Genomic DNA, 22,275 nt, shown 5'->3' with positions numbered 1-22,275 from the left:
AGGGCAATATGATTAAATCTATTTGGAGATACAGCCACCTCACTTTGGCTGTATCTTCTTTTCTTTTTTTATTATTAGCCGCAGTTACAGGCATTATTTTGTCGGCAGAGCCGATAAGTCAAAAAAACAAAAGCTACGGGCAGGGTAACCTTGATGAAATCACTGTTGCTCAGTTGATTCCTACGCTACAAGCTAAATATGATGAAGTAACCAGTATCTCTGTAAGCCACAAGCGATTTGTAGAGATTCAGGCTATTGATACGGCAGGCGGGGATGTTAAAGCGTATATTAGTCCTGAAACAGGTAAAGTATTAGGCCAGATCGAGCAGAAAAATGAATTCTTTCAATGGGTAACCACACTTCACCGATCTCTTTTTTTACATTCAGCCGGGCGGATTGTAATTGGTCTTACTGCTTTTTTACTGATCCTGATTGCCATTAGTGGTATTTTATTAACCATACAGCGGCAAAGAGGTTTAAGGCGTTTATTTGCCAAAATCCATAAAGATGATTTTTCTCAATATTACCATGTGGTTCTGGGTCGTATATTGCTTATTCCTATTCTTATTATAGCTATTTCGGGCACCTATTTATCATTAAATACCTTAGGGGTATTGAAAACGGCTAAGAAAGGTGTAGAGGTTAATATAGATGAAATTAAATCTGGCCCTCAGAAAAAAATAAAGGATTTCGAAGTTTTTCAGCAGATCAGTTTATCTGATGTGGAAAAGATCGAATTCCCGTTCTCTACCGATATTGAAGATTATTATATTTTAACGCTTAAAGATCGGGAAATAGCCGTTAATCAGGTTACCGGCGTATTGCTTGCAGAAAGTAAATATCCTTTTGCCTTGCTGGCTACCAATCTGAGTTTAGACCTCCATACCGGGAGGGCAAATTTGATCTGGGCTTTGGTTTTAGCCATTTCTTGTATCGGAATTTTATTCTTCATTTATTCGGGCTTTGCCATTACTTTAAAGCGATTATCTAAAAGAACCCGAAATAAGTTTTCTGCAGCTGAAAGTCAGTTTATTATTTTGGTAGGCTCTGAAAATGGGAGCAGCTATGGTTATGCCAGCCATGTTCATCAACTGCTCATTAAAGCCGGTAAAAAATCTTATATCACTACCTTAAATCAATATACAGTTTATCCGAACGCCAGCCAGCTGATCATCTTTACCTCAACTTATGGATTGGGTGATCCGCCCGCAAATGCAGGTAAGTTTTTGCAGTTAGTGTTAGAAAAGCCCCAGTTGCAGCCCGTACAATATAGTGTTTTAGGTTTCGGTTCTAAAGCCTATGCCGATTTCTGTAAATTTGCTTTTGATGTACACAATGAACTTGGGAGGCAAAACTGGTCTACGCCATTAATTGATATCCACACGGTAAATGATAAATCATTGCAGGAGATTTCACTTTGGGCAGAGGCCTGGTCGCAACAAAGTGGTATAGAGCTTCCTGGTTTTCCTAAACAAAAGAGGTTAAAAACAAAGTCTTTGCAGCAATTTGTTGTTCGTTCAAATACTGCAATTGGTACCGAAACAGCTACTTTTCAAATCAATCTGGATGCAAAAAGGAAGTTAAAGGTGAAATCTGGTGATTTACTGGCCATTTATCCTGCAAATGATCATAGAGAAAGACTTTATTCTATTGGTGTAGTAGCGGGAGCTATTCAATTGAGTGTTCGGCTTCATCCTGATGGATTGGGCTCTGGTTATCTCCATAAGTTAAAGGCAAAGGAAGATTTAAAGGCCAAGATTATTCGAAACCCACACTTTTATTTTCCAAAACAGGCCAGTAAAGTGATTATGATATCTAATGGAACAGGTATTGCTCCTTTCCTGGGGATGATTGACGAAAATGAAAAGCAGGTGCCTTGTTACTTGTTTTCTGGTTTTAGAGCATCAGCTTCTTTCGAACCATTTAAATCTTTCCTGGCCGCTAAAATAGAGGACCAAAAGTTAACCAGGCAGCATATTGCTTTCTCAAGGGAAGGAGAGAAGCAGTATGTAAGTGATCTGATTAAACTAGAAGCAGATTGGATAGCTGAAAGTTTGAAAAATGCAGCCGTACTGATGCTTTGTGGGTCATTGGCGATGCAAAAAGACATATTGGCCATATTGGAAACGATATGCCAGGAAAAAACCGGACAATCCATTTCTTTTTACCAGTCGAGAAATCAGGTGCTAACAGATTGTTATTGATAGGGTTATCGGTTTGTTGAATGAAGATTTAAATGTAGATCCTTCGATGAAATAACGGTGCCTTTATCGGTAATCATAATATAGCTGTAAGCCGGGTATTTCTGAATAAACAATTGCCCCGCTTGTTTACCTAAAACCATAATAGAAGTACTTAAACCATTGGCTACCTCGGCACTTGGGCCAAAGATGGTTACGCTAATTAATCCGGTTGCAGGATAGCCTGTAGCTGGATTAATAATATGAGCATATCTCTTGCCATTAAATTCTACAAACTTTCGGTAACTGCCAGAGGTAACTACAGCTCCATTTTTTAAAGGTACTATTGCCAATAATGTATCCTCTTTCATGGGGTTGGTAATTCCAATAGACCAATCAGTTCCATCAGGTTGTTTGCCCCAGGTACTCATGTCGCCCGAAGCATTTACGATTCCGGCATTTACGCCCCTGGCCAGCATCATTGCCCTGCATTTATCAGCAGCATAGCCCTCGCCCAATGCACCGAACCCAATTTTCATGCCTTTGAGTTTTAAAAAAATCGTAGAATTGCCCTTGTTAAGGATAATGTTCTGATACCCTACCTTTTGCACGGATCTTTTAATGGCTTCTGCTGAAGGCATTTTAGTCATGGAGCCATCAAACTTCCAGATTTTATCCATGGCGGCAAAGCTGATGTCAAATGCTCCTTTTGTAGCTTTTGATAAGGCAATAGCCCTTTCTGTTAAAGCAAATACCTCCGCATCTACCTTTACAGGCCTAATGCCTGCATTGCGGTTCACTTCCGAAACCTGCGAATCTGCTTTCCAATCAGAAATCAGGCGTTCTATTCTCGAAATTTCTGCAATCACGCTATCAATGTTCTGTTCTGCACGAAGTGAATCCTTCGCCACAAGGCTGATGTCAAATCTTCCGCCCATTAAAAGCGTAGTCCTTTTTCGTAGGGTTTGGGCAGTTGAACTGAGCGTAAACAGGATAAGGGAAAATAAAATAAAATTTTTCATTAAAAGGCTTTGCTGGCGTAAAAATAAGATTTAACATCGTGTTCCTGGAGGTTTTAGTTAGAATAAAATCTGGATCATAGGATAACTTATTTAAATCTGATTAAACATTTTTTTAATTTCTATGTTGAATAATTATCAAAAGCAGTTCAATATGGTAAACGAAAAGTTAGGGGAAAACCAAGTAGCAAATTTAGAAGGACAAGAAATGGGTAATGGCAGATTAAATCATGATATGATAGAAAAAATCAGCCTGCAACTCTGGAATCAGATTAGTGAGGAAAATAATGGTACGGACTTAAAGGATTGGCAAATGTGGCGGTAACGGCTCGCTTTTTGTTTTAATTAATGGGGCAATTTCTTTTGGAAAACACCGTATAAATAAGTGCCTAAAAGTGCACCCATAATTACAATAATAAGGGTAGGGTATCCATTACCTAAATTAACAAACATAGGACCTGGACATGCGCCTGTGAGTGCCCAGCCCAAACCGAAGATAATGCCTCCAACAATATACTTCTTGTAGGCTTTGTCTTTATCCTTAAACTGGATTGGGGCACCACTCATATCTTTTAGTTTTAATTTTTTGATGACTAACACAGATAAAACACCCAGAATCACTGCTGTACCTATTATGCCATACATGTGGAAGGACTGAAACCTGAACATTTCCTGAATTCTAAACCAGGAGACGGCTTCTGATTTAGTCATCACTATTCCGAATACAATTCCTGCCAGTATAAATTTGATCGATTTCATATCACTTAGAAAATTAAGGGGAAAAGGAGAAAAGTCATGATTAATCCGCCTATAAAGAAACCGATTACGGCAATTAAAGAGGGGAGTTGGAGGTTAGATAATCCGGATATGGCATGTCCTGAGGTACAGCCCCCGGCGTAGCGCGATCCAAAACCAACTAAAATTCCACCTAATAATAAAAGTAATATCGTTTTAGGATTTTCCAAAGCCGTTAAGGAAAAGAGCTCATCGGGATTTAGTTTTCCGTTAAATTGAATGCCTAATTTATGGAGGTCATTTTGTGTTTGAACGGACAGTGCCACAGGCTTCGGGTCACTCAGGTAATGGGTTGCCAAGTATCCGCCTATAATCGAGCCTAGCAGAAAGAGTAGATTCCAAATTTGTGCCTTCCAATCAAAATCAAAGAATTTGACCCTTTTCCCGGCACCTGCCATACTGCAAATGGTACGGAGATTGGACGAAAAGCCAAAAGACTTTCCAAAGAAAATCAATACGAGCATGATTATAACAATCATAATGCCCGAAAAGTACCAGGGCCAGGGCTGTTTAATAAATTCTACCATCTTGGTTTCATGCCGAATCTGTATTAGTCCTTAGCAGATTTATTCGGCTTCTATTTGAATCTTAAAGTTAATTATAGTTCAGTTACATTCAAATAGAAGCTTGGCTTAAATAATCATGGGGGAAGTAGCTGGTTCACACAACCATCATGGATTAGAGAATAATCATGCGGGGGGTAAAACTCCTGATTATGTAAAATGGTTTGATGTAAGATGGACATCTTTCTATGTCACTATCCATCTTCCATTTTCCCTCTTACATTTTATTGCAGGGTTGATTTATGGAGGGACGCTTTTTAAGGAACAGTCCATCTTCCATTTTCCCTCTTACATTTTATTGCAGAGTTCATGTAATCAGGGGCGCTTTGTAGGCAACAGTCCATCTTCCATTTTCCCTCTTCCATTTTATTGCAGGGTTGATGTAAGGTGTGCCGCTTTGTAAGGCAACAGTCCATCTTCCATTTTCCCTCTTACATCAAAAAGATACTAATAAAGGTCTAAACCAACACCCCTTTATGATATAATGCTTTAATGCTGGAATTTCTGGCTACTGCTTCGGCAGAACAACTGGCATCTATCAGGTTAAAATCGGCATTATCGCCTACTTTTGGCCATTGCTGTTCGCCTGCTTCATTAAGCGGAAGAACATCATTGGTAGCAATGCGTAAACATCTCGAAAGTTCAAACTCAGAAGAAGAACCATAAAGCTGCGCCATGAGGTTAGCTTTTTGTAACATGCTTCCAGAACCGAACGGACTCCAGTGATCCACCACACTATCCGTTCCTGTCATCACTTTAATACCATGTTTGTATAAAGTTGGAATTGGCATGATTAATCGCCCAAAAGGAATAGTAGAAATGACCCCAATTTGAGCTTCTGCCAAACCTGTACAGGTTTCTTCCAGTTTTTTAGATTCTAAATTTCCGAGTGCAAAGCAATGGCTCAGAAAGGTTTTGCCTTTTAGCGCAGGGTTTTCTTTTACTTTGGCCGTTAAATATTCAATGGTTTTTAATCCACTTTCTCCCGATTCGTGTAAATGGATATCAATGCCTTTGTTATGATCCAAGGCCAACTGAACGGTGAAATCTATCGTTTTTTCAATGCTTCCGTCAATACTGAAGGGGTCTAAACCACCAATAAAATCAATATTCATTTGAGCGGCTTCTTTCATCCATGATTCTGATTTGGAGTAAAAGACCCCATGCTGCGGAAAAGCCACGAGTTCCGTGCCGAAACTATTTTTTTTATTTTCTATCGCCTTGTTCAGGTTTTTCAAAGAATCTAATTTCGATGTCGGCTCTATATTCACATGACTTCGGGCAAAATTACTGCCTTTAGATTGTAGTAATTCAATAATTCTTTCTGCGTGTTGGGTAGAGGTTTTCAGCAATTCGGGTAATATTTGCTCCTCCAAAGTAATCATGTCTTTTACCGATTTCTGACGCTTAGATCTGGCTTTCCATTTGCCGCCATAGAATGTTTTATCCAAGTGGATATGCATATCACGCATGGCCGGTAAAAGAAGATATCCTTTAGCATCTATAGCTCCAGCCAGGTTGCTGTTTGCCTTGATAGATTTAAATTTACCGTTCTCAATGGTTACTGTAAACAATTCTGTTTTGGTACCGGTAATTTCAAAGTCATCTCGAATAAAGCCCGTTTCTAACCTTACATTCTTTAAAATCAACTCGCCTTTTCCCTGATTTTTTGCCGCAGTTTCCATGGCAAGTATCGAAGTAGGTAAAGATGAAGCCAGGATACTACCACCCACAGCGCCCATAGTTTGCTGGATAAATTTCTTACGGCTTAAGGCATTCATTGTCATACGCTAAAATATTTTTACAAGAATAGGTTTTTTAGCCCTGTATTTACTTGTAAAAAAAATGCTATAACTTGTAGAAATTATAACTTTTCTCTAAAGTCTCTTGGCGATATCCCGGTGTGGGTTTTGAAAAAATTGGAGAAATAGGCTAAATCTTCAAACCCAAGATCGTAGGCGATTTCTTTAATGCTTAACTTGGATATTTGTAATAAACGCTTTGATTCTAGAATAACTCTGTTTTGAATCAGGGTGTTAGCAGAATGATTTGCGTTTTTTCTGCATAAAATATTAAGGTAGTTAGCGGTGATGTTTAATTTCTTTGCATAGAATGATACCTTTTTACTTTGCTTGTAATATTCATCTATTAGTTTGAGGTATTGGCTAACGATAGGGTGGGGTTTGGATAGATTTTTATCGGTATGGCTACGCGCTGTTTCATGAGCGATTAAAGCGGAGATTATTCTCCACCGCAGTAAAATCATATCCCACAAGCGCTCTTCTTTTTTCAGCTCATGATCTAGTTGGTTATATTCATAGTTCAGTAGCTGAAAGGTTTCTTGATTTAAATCGATAACCGATGGAGATTTAAACGGGTAAGAAGCCGAAAGATTGATAGCATTTGGAAAGGAATCAAATAGGTTTTGCGTAAACATCAGCTGAAAACCTTTGGTATCATCGGCTAATTGCCAGTGATGTACCTGACCGGGCAGTAAGATATGGAGTTGATAGTTGCGTACGGGATAGTCTATGAAATCGATATTGTGTGTTCCATTACTTTGCTCGATTAAAAAGAACAGATAGAAATCATGTTTATGGGCTGTCGTGATATGGTTATTTCCCTGAGTCACATGATCCAGCAGGTAAATGTCTGCATGGTAGCTAGATTGAAAGTTATCCAAGCCTAAAGTCTGAAATTCTGGTATCGTAGCCATTGTTTTCGAAATTAGGGAATTTGGAAGAGAAACACAATTTAGTGATTGTGTTAGCGGTCTATTAAGAGAGCCTATTTTACAACTCGTCTTGCTGAGTTTAGCTCAGCATCTTTAAGATAAAGCCCTTAAGTAAATTCAGGGTGACGCGCGTGTTAGAGATTTACTAAGGGACCCCATTATAGATTCCGTCTTGCTGAACTTGTTTCAGCATTTTTAAGATAAGGCCCTGAAATAAATTCAGGGTGACGCGTGTGTTAGAGATTTACTAAGGAATCCCATTAGAGATTTCGTCTTGCTGAACTTGTTTCAGCATCTTTAAGATAAGACCCTGAAATAAATTCAGGGTGACGCGCGTGTTAGAGATTTACCAAGGGATCCCATTAGAGATTTCGTCTTGCTGAACTTGTTTCAGCATCGTTAAAATAAGACCCTGAAATAAATTCAGGGTGACGCGCGTGTTAGAGATTTACTAAGGGATCCCATTAGAGATTCCGTCTTGCTGAACTTGTTTCAGCATCTTTAAGATAAGACCCTGAAGTAAATTCAGGGTGACGCGTGTGTTAGAGATTTACTAAGGGATCCCATTAGAGATTTCGTCTTGCTGAATTTAGCTCAGTATCTTTAAGATAAGGCCCTGAAATAAATTCAGGGTGACGGATCTTGTTAGAGGTTTATGAAGATATACTAATCTGGCTGGTGAGGACTCCAGCCAGTAGGTGAATAGACCCCATTAGAGATTCCGTCTTGCTGAACTTGTTTCAGCATCTTTAAAATAAGACCCTGAAATAAATTCAGGGTGACGCGTGTGTTAGAGATTACTAAGGGATCCCATTAGAATTTTGTCTTACTGAACTTGTTTCAGCATCTTTAAGATAAAGCCCTGAAATAAATTCATGGTGACTGATTATGAAGATATACCAATCTGGCTGGTGAGGACACCAGCCAGTAGGTGAAATTCATGGTGACGATCGTGTACAAAAGATTTCTCGTAATCATCTTGCTGAACTTGTTTCAGCATCTTTAAAATAAGACCCTGAAATAAATTCAGGGTGACGGATCTTGTTAGAGGTTTATGAAGATATTCTATTGATCTGACTGGTGAGGACACCAGCCAGTAGATGAAGTTCAGGGTGACACGTGTATTTCTAACTCCGAACCTTTTTCTGATAAGACCAATAAAACACAATTGGATAAACAAATAGATTAAACAAGGTATTGGTAACCAAGCCTCCAATAACCACAATGGCTAAAGGTTTAGAGGCTTCAGAACCAATGCCTGTAGAAAGCGCAGCTGGCATCAAGCCGATAGCGGCCATCATGGCGGTCATTAATACCGGGCGGAACCTGCTGGCAACCCCATCCCTCATGGCATCGGTGAAAGTCCAGTTGGGATGATGTTTAAGTTCGGCGATATTCGTTTTAAAACGTGTAATCAGAATCACCCCATTTTGAACACAAATCCCGAACAATGCAATAAAGCCAATTCCTGCTGAGATGTTGAAATTTACACCCGAAATTAATAAGGCCAATACACCTCCAATAATGGCAAATGGAACATTGTTTAAGACTAATAGTGCATCTTTTATATTGCCAAAGAGAACGAAAAGAATAAAAAAGATGAGTAATAAACTGATGGGAACGGCCTGAGATAATCTACCTATTGCGCGTTGCTGATTCTCAAAATCTCCTGCCCATTCTAAAGTATAGCCTTTGGGCATTTTGATTTTGGCATTCACTTTTTGTTGAGCCTCTGCAATTACACTTCCCATATCTCTTCCTCTGATAGAAAATTTAATAGCACCATATCGTTTATGCTTATCCCGGTAAATCATACTGGGGCCGGTAATCTTCCGGATACTCGATATTTCTCCTAACTGCACATTTGACCCGGAAAGGGTAGGGATTCTGAGTTTTCCTATTGCTGTTTCGTCATTTCTGAAGTCTTCCGGGTAGCGGATAATGAGGTCGAACTTGCGTTCTCCTTCATAAATCTGGGTAGCTGCTTTTCCGCCTATGGCCATTTCAATTACTGCATTGGCATCGGCAATGCTTACGCCATAAAGGGCCATCTTTTTCTGATCCAGATTAATCTGTAATTCGGGTTGTCCTAAATTTCTTAAAATGCCTAAATCCTCAATTCCCTCTACTGTTTTTAAGATACTTTCTATCTTTTCTTCTTCCTTTTCAATATAATCGAAGTTTTCTCCAAACATTTTGACCACAATAGAACCCTTTACACCCGATACGGCTTCTTCAACATTATCAGAGATGGGTTGTGAAAAGTTTAAGCTGATACCGGGAAAGCTTTTGAGTTTCTCCTGCATTCTTTCAATCAATTGTTCTTTGCTCTGTTTGCGTTTCCATTCTTTACGGGGATAAATATCTACGTGGAACTCCATATTATAAAAGCCTGTGGCATCGGTTCCGTCATTTGGCCTCCCCGTTTGCGACATTACCTGTTTTACTTCGTCGAAGCTCAAAAAGATTTTCCTGATATCATTAGATAGTTTCTTGGTTTCATCAAGCGAGATGCTTAATGGACCAGTGGCCCGCACGTAAATAGAACCTTCATCTAAGCTGGGCAAAAATTCTGTTCCTAAAAATTTGAAGCTAAATGCACCCAGGGCCAAGATAATGATTGACAATCCAAATACCAGCTTCTTGTTCCTGAAGCAAGCATCATAGCATTTTAAGGTCACCCTTGTCATCCAGTCTAAAAAGATGTTGTGCTTTTCCCTCACGTCTTTTTTCAATAAAACACTGGCCATGGCAGGCACTAGCGTGAACGTTAAGATTAATGCTCCCAAAAGCGCAAAACTCAATGTCCAGGCTAGGGGAGAGAACATTTTACCCTCTACTTTTTCAAAAGTGAAGATAGGCAGGAGGCCTGTAATAATGATTAACTTGGCAAATAGAATCCCCTTTGCATTCTCCATACAAGCTTTTTTTATGAAACCCAGCTTGCTCATTTTATTAAAGCGCTCCATACCTACCTTTTTGGCATGATAATCCAGTGCAACGAAAATTCCCTCTACCATCACTACCGCTCCATCGATAATAATTCCGAAATCTATAGCCCCCATTGATAGCAGATTGGCGGGCATTCCTTTTAGTTTTAAGCAGATAAAGGCAAAAAGGAGCGCCAGGGGAATAATGATAGATACAATTAGCGTGGTTCGCCAATCGGCCATGAAGAGAAATACAATTAGCGTTACAAAAAGGATTCCCTCCAGCATATTGCCCATTACGGTATGAACCGAATAGTTAACCAGGTCTTCCCGGTCGTAAAAAGGTTTTATTTTGACATCTCCCGGCAAGATATTCTGATTAATATCTTTGATTTTTTCTTTTAACCTGGCAATTACTTCACTCGGATTTCCCCCTTTACGCATCACAATAATGCCTTCCACTACATCAGGATCTTGATCTCTACCCACCTGTCCTAATCGGGGTAGTGCAGATTCTGCTACATCAGCAATGGTTTTTACATAAACAGGCGTACCGTTAATGTTGTCTACTACAATGTTTCTGATCTCATCAATATTGTTCAATACCCCAATACCACGTACTACATAAGCTTGTCCGCTTTGCTTAATTACATCTCCACCTACGTTGATATTGCTTTTAGAAACTGCTTCAAAAAGTTCATTGGCACTTACCCCATATTGAATGGCTTTCTGCGGATCAACCGTAATCTGATAAGTTTTAACCTCGCCACCAAAGCTCACCACATCAGCTATGCCCGAAACGGAAAGTAATTCGCGTTGGATTACCCAATCCTGCAGGGTTTTAAGTTCTCTAACTGATTTTTCATCACTGCTTAGCGTATATCTGAAAATCTCTCCTGTTGGGCCATAAGGCGGTTGTACTTCTGGTTTAATACCTTCTGGCAAGTCAGCTTCATCTAAATGATTATTCACCTGCACTCGGGCCTCGGCGTAATCCACATCATCTTCAAAGCTTACTTTAACAATCGACAATCCAAATAGGGAGGAAGAACGGATACTGGTCCTTTTTTCAGTTGGATTCATGGCAATTTCCAATGGCCTGCTTACAAACTTTTCAACTTCCTCGGCACTGCGGCCAGGCCATTGGGTTATGATAGTGATGTTGGTATTGGTTACATCCGGAAAGGCATCAATGGTGGTTTGTTTAAAGCTTAAATACCCCGCCAAAATGAGAATGAACGTAGCAAAAAAGATGAAATATTTATTTTTCAGGGCAAAGCCGATGATACTCTTAATGAATTTATTCATGATGCAAGAAGCTAAAGAATTGAAGTTTTATTGAGATTTTAAGCTTTCAAAGAGAAATACTTGCTTGGAAGCAATTATATGATCTCCTGCATTTAAGCCTTTGCTGATGTAAACCTTGTCGGCAGTTTTACGACCAATTTCAATTTCCTGAATTCGCACTTTTCTATCGCTACCCAGCACCAGCACGTAGTTTTTATTGTCATCGAAAATAACGGCTCTCGAATTTAATACCGGAAGGCTTGTGCCAGAACTTGCAGAAACGCTAACCGTACCCAACATGCCTGGCTTTAATAAGAAATCCGGATTGTTAATCACCACACGGGCATTCATCACCTTGCTTTCCTGATCAATCAGGCTATAAAGTTTATCAATCTTTCCCTTAAACGTTTGTTCAGGATAGGAGAGGGTAGTTAAACTCACCTCATCACCCGTTTTGATTCTGGAGATATCTGATTCATAAATATTGATCATGGCCCAAACTTTAGATAAATCGGCAATCGTGAAAAGGCTTTTGTCGTTATCGCTGCGGAGTTGCATATGATCGGTTACATTTTTCTCAATCACAAAGCCATTGATAGGCGATTTTATAGCATATGAACCATTTTTACTTCCACCATTTAATTTTAGCACGGCGTTGGATCGCTTCACTTCCGCCTTTTTTATGCGGAAATCGTTTTGGGCTTCTTCCAGTTCTTTAGCCGAGGATAGGCCGCTTTGGTAGAGCTGCTCGGCTTGTTTTAGTGCCCGGGCCGCATTATTAAGTTCTGCATCTGCAGCAATTACTTCTTTGTCAAATCCAGCCATTTCTGCACTTTGTACAGTAGCCAGCGTTTGTCCACTACTTACCTGGTCGCCCAATCTCACACCAACACGGCTAATGGTACCGCTTACCATGGGGAAAAGCTCTGATCTTTTTTCTTCATTTGCGGTAATCTTTGCCGAAAATATCAGGTTAGTTTTTCCTTTCGCTTGTTCTACGGTATCAATTAAAAGCCTGTTCAATAAAGAATCTGTGATGGCAAATTTTTCAGGGGCCACAGGGGTAGAATGATTGCTACAGGAAATACCCAATCCAATTATTGAAATAGCGATGCCTTTTAGTATGTGTTTTTGTAGGGTTTGCATTTGTAGTTATTTAAAGATGTTAGCGCCAGTTACATAGTTAATCTCCGCTCTGGAGTTCATCCGTTCTAAGCCAATATTATTGAGTTGAAGGGTGTTTTCCTTGTATGAATCATAGAGGTCTAAGAATTCAATTAAGCTAATATTGCGGGCCTTGAAGTTGCTGATGAGACCGGTAATCAGCTTGTTGAAATCTGAATAGAAACCGGGGTCGATCTCCTGATACCGTTTTTCATTACGCAAGGCAGTTAAATAGCTGTTGTAAACCTCGTTTTCGAGTTGCAGCTCTTGCTTTTTGATATTCGTTTGTGCAGCAGCTATACCAACCTTAGCTTTTTTAATCTCGCCCTGATTTCGGTTAAATAAGGGGATAGGGATTTTAAGCCCCAAGCCAGTATATTTTTCTGGATAGTTACCCTTTAAATCGTAACTCAGAGATACTTCTACATCAGGAATGGCCATAGCTTTTTGTAACTGGAGTTGTTGCTCGTTATACTGTAATGTGCCTTGTGCAAGTTTCAAATCTGCCCGGTTGCTTCTTGCCGAATCGAGCAGATTGATATAGCTGATTTTTTCGATGGGTTGATTGGAAAGTTTAGGGTCATTTAATAGCGGTTTAATAACAACTGTAGGGACTATTCCGCAAAGTAGCTTCAGGTCTCTGTTATCATCTTCCAAATCATTTAACAATGAAGTAAGTTCTGATTTTAGACTAATCACTAATGACTTCATGCGGATAACCTCTTTTTGAGCCACGTTGCCAACCTGTAGCTGAAGGTTGTAAGCATTTAAAAGCTGTTGCGCTGCATCAATTTGTTCCTGATAAACCTGAACTGACTGGCCGTGGTAATAAGCTTTATAAAAAGTGCTTTGAAGTTCGAATTTAAGAGTTCTGATCAGATCAAAATATTCGAATTCAGCCAGCTTTATTCCTGTTTGGGCGAGCTTAATATTTTTATTTCTTTTACCGGCAAGTTTAACCAGTTGCGAAACTGAGGTTGCAAATTGGCCGTAGGCATAAGAGGTTTGAAGAAATTTTTTAGTCTCGTGGTTGTAAAATAGATTTTCGTATTCTAGCTCCGGATTGTCGAAAAGCTTAGCGGTAATTAAATCGGCTCTTGCCTGATCAATCTGGTAGTTGCTGGCCAGTAATTCGTAATTATTCCTTAAGAAAAGCTGTTCAACCTGATGGAGATCTAACTTTAAGGTATCGGTTTGCGCAAAGGCAGAAATGGAAATGGAGGTTAAAACAACGCATAACCACAAAGAAATTTTGCTCATGCAGCAAAGCTATTTCAGCCAAATTAAAGTCGAATTAAATCGAAATTAAAAGCGGATTAAAGCTTTGGAAGTATTACAGAAAATGTACAGCCAGGGCTTTTTGTATCAGAAACAGCTATTTGACCGCCAAAAAGGTCGATAATTTTATGGGTCATATACAGGCCCATACCTTCACCCTGGTAACCTGAATCTTGTGATCGGGTGTAAAAAGCTTTGAAGACTTCATTTCTTTCTGCTTCTGGAATCCCTGGGCCAAGATCATGAATGTGAATGATATAGTTGTTATCTAGATGGCTCAAAGTGCAAGTTACCTCCTGTTTATCGGAGAACTTAAAACCATTAGAAATAATATTATTCAAAGCAATTTGCAATAAAACGGTATTGGCAGTGATGAGCGGAAGCTTCTCATTTGGTGTATTAAAAATTAATTGAACAGGAAGATTTTCCTGCTTGCGCCAATAGGCCTGAATACTTAATAAGATAGATTGAAGGTTTACCGAATCCATTTGAGAGCGGATCAGTTCCAGGTCCATTTTAGCTAAAGTTAATAGCCCCGTGATGATGTGCTCCATTTTTGAAGTATCGTCCAGCATGGTATTTAACACTTTTTGATACTCTTCTGGTGTTCTGTCTTTCGTTAAGGCCAGCTCAGCTGTCATCATCATTCGGGTTAAGGGCGTTCTAAGCTCATGCGAAGCATTGGCAACAAAAGTTTTTTGAAGGATAAAGGCCTGTTCCAGTTCTTCCATCAGCTGATTGAAACTCTTGGCGATGAGGTTGATCTCATCTTTGTTATTTGTTTCTGCTACCCGTAGTTCCATGTTTTTCGATCCTACTTGCTTTACTTCGAGCACAAATTGATGGAGTGGCTTAAGCATTTTGTCTGCTATCCATCGGCTTAGCAGCAGCACAACGATAAAGATGAGCAGAAACACAAAAATCATGATCTTCAGAAGCTTATCTAAGCGGTTGTGGGAGCCACTATCATATGCAGAAGCCAGGATGACGAAGTCGCCTTGATTATCTTTATAATAAATGCCAACTACCTGTCTTTCCCCGTCGGTATATTGTAAACGCCCATTTTTACGCACCTTTTCAATGGTGGATTTAGTCCAGTACTGGGCAGAATCGCCTATAAATGTCGCCCTGTTTTTATAGTCGTAAATCCGGGTAACCTCGCCATTTAGTTTTTGCAGGTACTTGTGCCTAACATTGTTCAGCGCATCTCTACTAATTTCATCCGCTTCCAGGTAAAGTTTAGCGGTAACCATTGTCCGGTCGGTAAGCCGCTCAAAAAAGTCGGCCTGTAAAAACTTCATAAAGGTAAGATAGATTGTAAAAAGCACAGCAAACAGCATGGTGGTGCTGATTAAGGTAAAATATAGTGCTATGCGATCTTTTATCTTCATTACTTTAAAATGTATCCCATGTTTATTTTAGTATGGATCAGTTTTCGCTCAAAATCTTTGTCAATCTTCTTTCTCAGAAAATTAACATATACATCAATTACATTCGTTCCAGTGTCGAAATGAATGTCCCAGGCCTGTTCTGCAATGTATTGTCGGGTTAACAGCCTGTTGGGATTCCGAAGAAAGAGTTCGAGTAAAATAAACTCTTTCGCACTTAGCTCGATGGTTTTTCCTGCTCTTGATACCTCTTTGCTATACGTATCTAAACATAAATCTTCAAAACAGAGCTGGTGTGTGGTTGTAGGGGTGTTGGCGGGATGCCGGCGAAGTAATGCTGCCACTCTGGCCAGCAATTCTTTGAGGTGAAATGGTTTTACAAGGTAATCATCTGCCCCGGCATCTAATCCGGTTACCTTATCATCTACCGTTCCCATCGCAGTAAGCATTAACAGTGGTGTAGCAATTTGGTTATCGCGGATTTGCTTACACAGCTGGATGCCATTTAATCCGGGCATCATGATATCAACAATGAAAAGGTCGAATTTTTCATGGGTAAAAAGCTCCAGGGCAGCAATTCCGTCATGAACATCCACCACCTCATATCCATTTTCTGTTAAGGCCGATGTTAAAAGCGCGGCAATTTTATGATCGTCTTCAGCTATTCCAATTTTGGGCATAGTAGCAAAAGTAAGGAAAAGCTATTAAAGCGGTAAAATTAGTGAGAGTGATGCGGGAGATTCATGAAGAAATCCCATTAAAAACCTCATCTTGCTGAACTTGTTTCTGCATCTTCGCCGAGCGGTTCTATTTCTGCTACCTGGCTTGAAACTTATCGCGATACTGCGTAGGGGTCATGCCCACAGTCTTTCTAAAAACCTTCCTGAACGCTTTAGGGTCATTGTATCCTGAATTGTATATGATCTCTGTCATTTGCTGGCCCGTTTGTTCCAAAAGCTTTTTAGCAGCCTCAATTCTGGTTTGCTGCAAATATTCTATTGGCGTAATTCCGACAACCTGTTTAAAACGGCGTACTATATTTCTCCTGCTTGAGGGGATATCTTTAATCATTTCTTCAATAGTGGCTACCTCCTGATAACAGCTTTCGATTTTGTCTTGTGCAGAAGCGACCAGATCATCGTTGTGGTGCCGAAAGGGTTGAAAGGAACTGAAATAGGATTGATTGTTTCTGTCCATATCAATGGCAAATACTTTTGCCGCCTTAATGGCCGTGTCTTTTCCACAATGATTTTGCAACAGGTGTAACAACAAATGAAAAGACGAGGTTGCACCACCACTGGTATACAATCTGCCATCCTGGGTAACTGTTTTATCTGCTTTAAGTTTTACGGCTGGAAAGGCTGTTGAGAAGGCCTTACTCGCATCAACGTGTGTGGTGGCCACCTTCCCATCTAATAATCCGGTAGCCCCCAGTAGGAATGCGCCCGTACATACCGTGGCAATTTCTGCTCCATGCTGGTACTGTTTGGTTAACCAGGGAATGAAGGCGGCATTTTGTGAAACTGCGTTTCGGATATCGTCTGTTGTAAATGCTGGAATAATAATCAGCTGATATGAATGATCATCATTTAAAGACTGCGTAGCATAAGGCTTGAAAAAACCATCTTGATTTTCATCCAGTTTAATCAAATTGAGTTCATAAGGTTTATCAAAGCCCATTTCGAGTTGAAATCGATTGGCTGTATCAAAAACATCTAAAATTGCGGCAATGCTTAATAATTTATATTGCTTGGTAAGTAGAATGCCTACATTTTTCATATTTAATTCGGTTAGCTTATCAGTAAATATATAAAAAATGTCTTAAACACCCCCTAATATTGACTTTTACGGCAACTGCTTTGGGTAAAATTTCAACGTAACTTTAGATTATACTAATCAACCAGAAAAACAATGAAAAATGAACCCAAAAGCAGTAAGTTGTATGGAATATTGGTTTTATACGAAATGCATACCGATTTCTTATTACGGGCATTAGCTGGAATTGACCAAAAAGATGCTCAAAAAAGACTGGACACCAAAGCGAATCATATCGCATGGATTACAGGAAGCATAGTTCAGGGCAGATTTTTTCTTGCTAAATCTCTTGGAAAAGACCTAAAAGCCAAAACCGGAGAACTGTTTGTAGATAATAAAGGAATTATCGATGATGCCAGTTACCCTTCACTGGAGGCATTTAAAGAAGACTGGAATCTTATCTCCCCGGTTTTGCTAGAGGCCTTACAAAATATGGATGAAGAACAATTGAATCAACAGTTTGAGATGCCTGGTATGGAGATGACTATTTTCGACATGATTTCTTTTACCACCTATAGAGAAGCAAACTGCATTGGGCAGATAGCCCTTTGGCGCAGGTTGTTAGGCTATCCGGGAATGAATTATATGTAAAGCAATGGAAAATCTAATCAAAGAAATGCAGGAGAGTTTAAGCACTTTCGAATCTACTTTCCTTTCCTGTCCTGAAGAATCGATTAACAAAGTACCTTTTTCAGGAAGCTGGACGGTAGGACAGCTGGTACAACACATGACCATGTCTAACGACGGTTTTGCGGATTTATTTAGTGGCTCTACCACAGAAACGAACCGGCCGGCAGATTTAATGGCAGAGAAAATTAAAAACATTCTGGAGGATTTTAACTATAAAATGGATGCTCCGGAATTTCTTTACCCGGCTTTTAAAGACTATAGCCATGAGGAACTGAAAACGGCTTTGGGAAGTGTAGAAAGTAAACTTGTAAATATGGTGGGTAAATTAGACTGGACTAAAACCTGTACCGCCTTTGAGTTGCCTGTGCTGGGAAATTTAACACGTTTGGAGGCTGCCTATTTTATCATATACCACACCAAAAGACATACGAAACAATTAGCGAACATCGTACAGCAACTAAAGCAAACCAATATTGGAACTGCATGAGAAATAAAGCTTTAGATCTGCTCCATGCATACGCCGGGAGCTGGAAAACAGTGGGTACCTTATGCGATGGAACTAAAATTAGCGGGAAAGACGTTTACGAATGGGTTGATGGCCAGTTTTTTATGATTCACAGTGTTGATGTTAGGATAGGTCGGAAATTGGTAAAATCGGTGGAGATTATACATTATGATGAACTGGAAGAAGTATTTAGAGCCCAGTCTTTTGATAATCAAGGAAATATTTCTATTTCGTCAATGAAGATTGAGGCTGATAAAATTAGTATTGAGGCCGATGATCAACGATTTTATGGTAAATTTAACAGGGAAGAGATTGTGGGGATATGGGAGCAGTATCAGGATGGATGCTGGAAAAAATGGATGGATATTAAACTGATTAAAACTTAATTAAAGCCATGACGATTCGCAATAAGCTTTCGGGTAAGGAGCAGGTGGATGCATTTATGGAAGGATTAGAGCATCCTTTTAAAGCTGAGATAGAAAAGTTAAGGGGAATTATTCTACAGGCTAATAATAAGCTGGAGGAGCGGGTAAAATGGAATGCCCCTAGTTTTTATTACCAAAGGGACATGGCTGCCTTAAACCTGCGTGCAAAGGGGTATGTACAAATCATCTTCATTTTTTACGAAGGCAATATGATCGATTCACCTTTGTTACTGGGTACCTGGAAGGATAGGCGAGAGGCCAGGTTTTTTAGCCTTGATGATATAGATGTACAAACAGAGGCTCTTCAAACCGTAGTCAATCAATGGGTTAGTTTAGCGGGAAGCTAAAGAGTTAACATTTTTAATTGAAAAGATAAATAGTTAAGCTACTGATAAAAAGCAAATTTATTAGTGCTTTTTATTATTTTTAATCACACAAACCAAAATCAAAATATATGAAAATCGCTGTTATTATTGTTAGAGTGCTTTTAGCCGCTATGTACCTTTTTGCTTCAGTAAGTTATTTCATTAAATACATGCCAGAGCAACCCAAAATGACCAACGAACAAATGACTTTTATGTCTGGAGTGATGGCTGCTGTTTACCTGATGCCATTAATTAAAATTACCGAGTTAGTAGGTGGAATCTTATTGTTATTTGGAAGAACAGCACCTTTAGGCGCATTAATCATCTTTCCGGTAACCTTAAATATTTTTCTTTATCATGCCTACCTCGGGCCTAAAGATTTACCCATGGTTGGTGTCATGTTGATTTTTAACTTATTCCTTTTTTACGCTTACCGACAAAAATATTTACCGATTATTTCGAAGTAGTTCAGTTGGCAGTTGACAGTTTTCAGTTTTCAGTTGGCAATTTGCAGTTGTCAGTTAAACAGTTCAACGATTAAGCAATTGGACAGTTTTCAGTTTTTAATTGGCAATTTGCAGTCAGTTAAACAGTTCAACGGTTAAGCAATTGGACAGTTATCAGTTTTCAATTAGCAATTTGCAGTTTGTCAGTTAAACAGTTAGACGGTTAAGCAATTGGACAGTTTTCAGCTTTCAATTGGCAATTTGCAGTCAGTTAAACAGTTCAACGATTAAGCAATTGGACAGTTTTTAGTTGGCAATTTGCAGTCAGTTAAACAGTTAAGCAATTAAACAGTTTTCAGTTTTCAATTGGCAATTTGCAGTTGTCAGTTAAACGATTAAGCAATTGGACAGTTTTCAGTTGGCAATTTGCAGTTGTCAGTTAAACAGTTCAACGATTAAGCAATTGGACAGTTTTCAGTTTTCAATTGGCAATTTGCAGTTGTCAGTTAAACGATTAAGCAATTGGACAGTTTTCAGTTGGCAATTTGCAGTTGTCAGTTAAACAGTTCAACGATTAAGCAATTAAACAGTTTTCAATTGGCAGTTAACCAGCTCACCAACTTACCAGCTCAGCAGTTAACCAGTTTTTAGTCAATTAAGCAATTAAACACCTCACAATCCCCTCATTTCCTAAAAAACCTCGGCGTGCACTGCATCTGTCGCTTAAAGAAAATATTAAAGTTGGCAGGGTATTCAAATCCGAGGCAATAGGCAATTTGGGCAATATTCCATTCTGTATGTTTCAATAGGGCAACAGCTTCAGTTGCAATTCTTTTAGAGATATGTTCTGAAGTTGTTTTTCCTGTTACTTCTTTTACGGCATGATTAAGGTGATTTACGTGTACCGAAAGACGGCCGGCAAAATCATGTGCGGTTTTAAGCGTGAGTGTATGGTCGGTAGAGCCGATTGGAAACTGTCTCTCCAGTAATTCGATAAATAAAGAAGTTAAGCGAACGGCAGCTGTACTTGGTTTGGCAATGTTATCGGAAGGCATTATTTTTAAGGCTTCATGAACAATTAACTGTACATAATTTCTTAAAAGATCGTACTTATGTACATACTCCCCATCCATTTCTTCCATCATTTTAGCAAACAAGGCACTTAAACAATGCTCCTGATCCTCATTTATATCTATAATCGGGTAATCATTAATGCGATATAAAAGCGACTCCCTCAAACTTTCATTGCGGTTATGGATAAAATTTTCGGTAAAAAGGCAGAAATATCCCGCTTGTACTTCAGAAATACCTTCCCAAGCGTATGGAATATTGGGATTTGTAAATAATAAAGCACGTTCCTTCACCTCAATACTTTTATCGGGGTAATGCAGAATTCCGGAGCCAATAATGAGCGAGATCTTATAAAAATCTCTGCGGTTGTAAGGGGAAGGCGTTAGGGAGCAATAATTCGACCGCCTAAACACATTAAAATGCCCCATGTCGTTAACCATGCTCAAGCTCGGGATAACCATTTCAGGTCGGTTAATTTTTAACCGATTATAGAAATCCTCCAATGATTCGCTCTTATTGATCGTATAAAGTTCTTGCTGCTTGGTTAACATGATTAAAACCGAATTAGAAACAAATTTAAAACTTAATGCTCATTCCGTCGTGCATTTCTTCGCTAGGTTCTGCAACTAATTTGTCACCTTCACTTAAATTTCCAAAAATCTCTACCTGATCATCTGTAGCTCTGCCTTTTTTAACGGCAACTTTTTCTATTTTATCATTTACTATTTTAAGTACGAAAAGCCCCTCGCTGGTATCTAGCATAGCTTTTTTATTCACAATAAAAGTACTTGCATTTGCTGGTAATGGAATATTAATTTCTGTAACCATACCTGGTAACAATACTTTGCCAGCATTAGGAACATCCATTTCTACGCGTTCAGAACGTAAGCGTATGTCTAATGCGCCCGACATCCGTTTTACTTTAGCTTTGAAAATTTGGCTGGGCAGTGATTTAACCGTAAAACTAACTTCATCGCCAGCTTTTAAATAGCCAGTGTAAATTTCTGGAATGGAAACCGCCAAACGTAAGTTGCGTTGATCCTGAAGGGTAAATAAAGGTAATTCTGAACCTTTCCCCGATGGACCAACATAGGCGCCTAAGTTTACATTTCTAGCCGAAATAATGCCACTGAAAGGCGCGCGGATTTCCAGGTAATTTTGTATTGCACCTACTTCTTTTAATGCAGCTTTAGCCGCTTCATACTGCGCCAAATCTGAGTTTCTTCTCGCTATGGCCTGGTCTAAATCGTTGGTTGAAATGGTACCAGGTGTTTTACTGGTTTCATATAAGCGGTTATAATTAGCTTTACTTGCAGTATAAAGTGCCTCTTGCGACTTGAGTCTGGATTTTGCCGCGGCCAGTTGAGAACTTAATTCGGGTGCCTCCAGGGTCATCAACAACTGCCCCTTACTTACTTCAGAGCCAATATCGACTTTTAAGGTTTGAACAAAACTGCTCACTTTAGCGTAAAGATCAACCTGTTGAAGCGCAAACAATTCACCTGGTAAGTTTAAAGCAGTTGAAAGTTTATCTTTCTTCAAGTCAAATGTGGCAATTGTCGTCTTTTTTTCTTTAGCCGGTTCTGCTTTAGATTCTGCACTGCCACAGCCATATAAGGTGGCCATTGCCATTAAACCCGTGCTTAAAAATGCTGTTGTAAATATGTTTGTTTTCATTTG

20 protein-coding genes are annotated in these 22,275 nt (G+C 39.3%); 7 read left to right on the top strand and 13 right to left on the bottom strand.

Translation table 11 applies throughout. The features are described from left to right. The first annotated feature begins 8 nt into the window (after nt 1–8). Nucleotides 9–2,204 carry a PepSY domain-containing protein gene (locus BMX11_RS12145; RefSeq protein ID WP_090884602.1) on the top strand — a complete coding sequence of 732 codons (2,196 nt, stop codon included), beginning with the start codon at nt 9–11 and terminating at the stop codon, nt 2,202–2,204. 5 nt (nt 2,205–2,209) lie between these two features. Here the strand turns inward: BMX11_RS12145 and BMX11_RS12140 are convergent, their stop codons facing one another. Then, nucleotides 2,210–3,202 (bottom strand): FAD:protein FMN transferase, encoded by a 993-nt coding sequence (locus BMX11_RS12140; protein ID WP_090884600.1) that lies wholly within the window; start codon nt 3,200–3,202, stop codon nt 2,210–2,212. Nucleotides 3,203–3,353: 151 nt separating this feature from the next. Between BMX11_RS12140 and BMX11_RS24325 the strand changes: the two genes are divergently transcribed. Further along, entirely contained in the window at nt 3,354–3,524 is a 171-nt protein-coding gene (locus BMX11_RS24325; protein WP_217643832.1) for a hypothetical protein, read from the top strand. Nucleotides 3,525–3,544: 20 nt separating this feature from the next. On the opposite strand, the gene BMX11_RS12130 is transcribed toward BMX11_RS24325, so the two are convergent. The 10 genes from BMX11_RS12130 to BMX11_RS12085 all read right to left on the bottom strand — a co-directional run bounded on the left by BMX11_RS12130 (nt 3,545) and on the right by BMX11_RS12085 (nt 17,117). Next, on the bottom strand, nt 3,545–3,958 hold the full coding sequence (locus BMX11_RS12130) for a DUF6691 family protein (protein ID WP_090884595.1): 414 nt from the start codon (nt 3,956–3,958) through the stop codon (nt 3,545–3,547). A gap of 5 nt (nt 3,959–3,963) precedes the next feature. Further along, complete coding sequence (locus BMX11_RS12125) at nt 3,964–4,521, bottom strand: YeeE/YedE family protein (RefSeq protein WP_090884593.1); 558 nt, start codon at nt 4,519–4,521, stop codon at nt 3,964–3,966. A gap of 494 nt (nt 4,522–5,015) precedes the next feature. Beyond that, complete coding sequence (locus BMX11_RS12120) at nt 5,016–6,344, bottom strand: amidohydrolase (protein ID WP_245738650.1); 1,329 nt, start codon at nt 6,342–6,344, stop codon at nt 5,016–5,018. Between the two features lie 77 nt (nt 6,345–6,421). Next, nucleotides 6,422–7,273 (bottom strand): AraC family transcriptional regulator, encoded by an 852-nt coding sequence (locus BMX11_RS12115; RefSeq protein WP_090884589.1) that lies wholly within the window; start codon nt 7,271–7,273, stop codon nt 6,422–6,424. 1,145 nt (nt 7,274–8,418) lie between these two features. Then, nucleotides 8,419–11,529, bottom strand: coding sequence for an efflux RND transporter permease subunit (locus BMX11_RS12110; protein ID WP_090884587.1), 3,111 nt, complete (start codon nt 11,527–11,529; stop codon nt 8,419–8,421). A gap of 27 nt (nt 11,530–11,556) precedes the next feature. Further along, on the bottom strand, nt 11,557–12,654 hold the full coding sequence (locus tag BMX11_RS12105; RefSeq protein WP_090884585.1) for an efflux RND transporter periplasmic adaptor subunit: 1,098 nt from the start codon (nt 12,652–12,654) through the stop codon (nt 11,557–11,559). A gap of 6 nt (nt 12,655–12,660) precedes the next feature. Continuing rightward, nucleotides 12,661–13,932, bottom strand: coding sequence for a TolC family protein (locus BMX11_RS12100; protein WP_090884584.1), 1,272 nt, complete (start codon nt 13,930–13,932; stop codon nt 12,661–12,663). A 56-nt stretch (nt 13,933–13,988) separates the two neighbouring features. After that, nucleotides 13,989–15,341 (bottom strand): HAMP domain-containing sensor histidine kinase, encoded by a 1,353-nt coding sequence (locus BMX11_RS12095; protein WP_090884582.1) that lies wholly within the window; start codon nt 15,339–15,341, stop codon nt 13,989–13,991. Beyond that, entirely contained in the window at nt 15,341–16,018 is a 678-nt protein-coding gene (locus BMX11_RS12090; protein ID WP_090884580.1) for a response regulator transcription factor, read from the bottom strand. The genes BMX11_RS12095 and BMX11_RS12090 overlap by 1 nt, the downstream gene beginning before the upstream one ends. Before the next feature lie 136 nt (nt 16,019–16,154). Continuing rightward, nucleotides 16,155–17,117, bottom strand: coding sequence for a GlxA family transcriptional regulator (locus BMX11_RS12085; protein ID WP_090884578.1), 963 nt, complete (start codon nt 17,115–17,117; stop codon nt 16,155–16,157). A gap of 132 nt (nt 17,118–17,249) precedes the next feature. Here BMX11_RS12085 and BMX11_RS12080 point away from each other — a divergent pair, with 132 nt between their 5' ends. From BMX11_RS12080 to BMX11_RS12060, 5 genes are all read left to right on the top strand, one after another. Next, on the top strand, nt 17,250–17,744 hold the full coding sequence (locus BMX11_RS12080; RefSeq protein WP_090884576.1) for a DinB family protein: 495 nt from the start codon (nt 17,250–17,252) through the stop codon (nt 17,742–17,744). A gap of 4 nt (nt 17,745–17,748) precedes the next feature. Further along, a complete protein-coding gene (locus tag BMX11_RS12075) occupies nt 17,749–18,270 on the top strand; it encodes a DinB family protein (protein ID WP_090884574.1) in 522 nt (173 codons plus the stop codon). Further along, nucleotides 18,267–18,674, top strand: a complete 408-nt coding sequence (locus BMX11_RS12070) for a hypothetical protein (RefSeq protein ID WP_090884571.1) — start codon at nt 18,267–18,269, stop codon at nt 18,672–18,674. Before BMX11_RS12075 ends, BMX11_RS12070 begins: the two co-directional genes overlap by 4 nt. Nucleotides 18,675–18,682: 8 nt before the next feature. Next, a complete protein-coding gene (locus BMX11_RS12065; RefSeq protein ID WP_090884569.1) occupies nt 18,683–19,060 on the top strand; it encodes a DUF1801 domain-containing protein in 378 nt (125 codons plus the stop codon). Nucleotides 19,061–19,167: 107 nt separating this feature from the next. Beyond that, a complete protein-coding gene (locus BMX11_RS12060; RefSeq protein WP_090884567.1) occupies nt 19,168–19,545 on the top strand; it encodes a DoxX family membrane protein in 378 nt (125 codons plus the stop codon). Between the two features lie 662 nt (nt 19,546–20,207). On the opposite strand, the gene BMX11_RS12055 is transcribed toward BMX11_RS12060, so the two are convergent. Both BMX11_RS12055 and BMX11_RS12050 read right to left on the bottom strand, forming a co-directional pair. Further along, nucleotides 20,208–21,146 carry a helix-turn-helix domain-containing protein gene (locus BMX11_RS12055; RefSeq protein ID WP_090884565.1) on the bottom strand — a complete coding sequence of 313 codons (939 nt, stop codon included), beginning with the start codon at nt 21,144–21,146 and terminating at the stop codon, nt 20,208–20,210. Between the two features lie 25 nt (nt 21,147–21,171). Beyond that, the gene (locus BMX11_RS12050) at nt 21,172–22,272 is read right to left on the bottom strand and encodes an efflux RND transporter periplasmic adaptor subunit (RefSeq protein WP_090884563.1); all 1,101 of its coding nucleotides are present in this window, start codon (nt 22,270–22,272) and stop codon (nt 21,172–21,174) included. Between the last annotated feature and the right edge of the window lie 3 nt (nt 22,273–22,275).

This window comes from Pedobacter rhizosphaerae, assembly GCF_900111155.1.
Classification (GTDB): Bacteria; Bacteroidota; Bacteroidia; order Sphingobacteriales; family Sphingobacteriaceae; genus Pedobacter; species Pedobacter rhizosphaerae.
The sequence above is the reverse complement of the archived record's forward strand: the minus strand, read 5'-3'. Positions and strand labels throughout refer to the sequence as shown.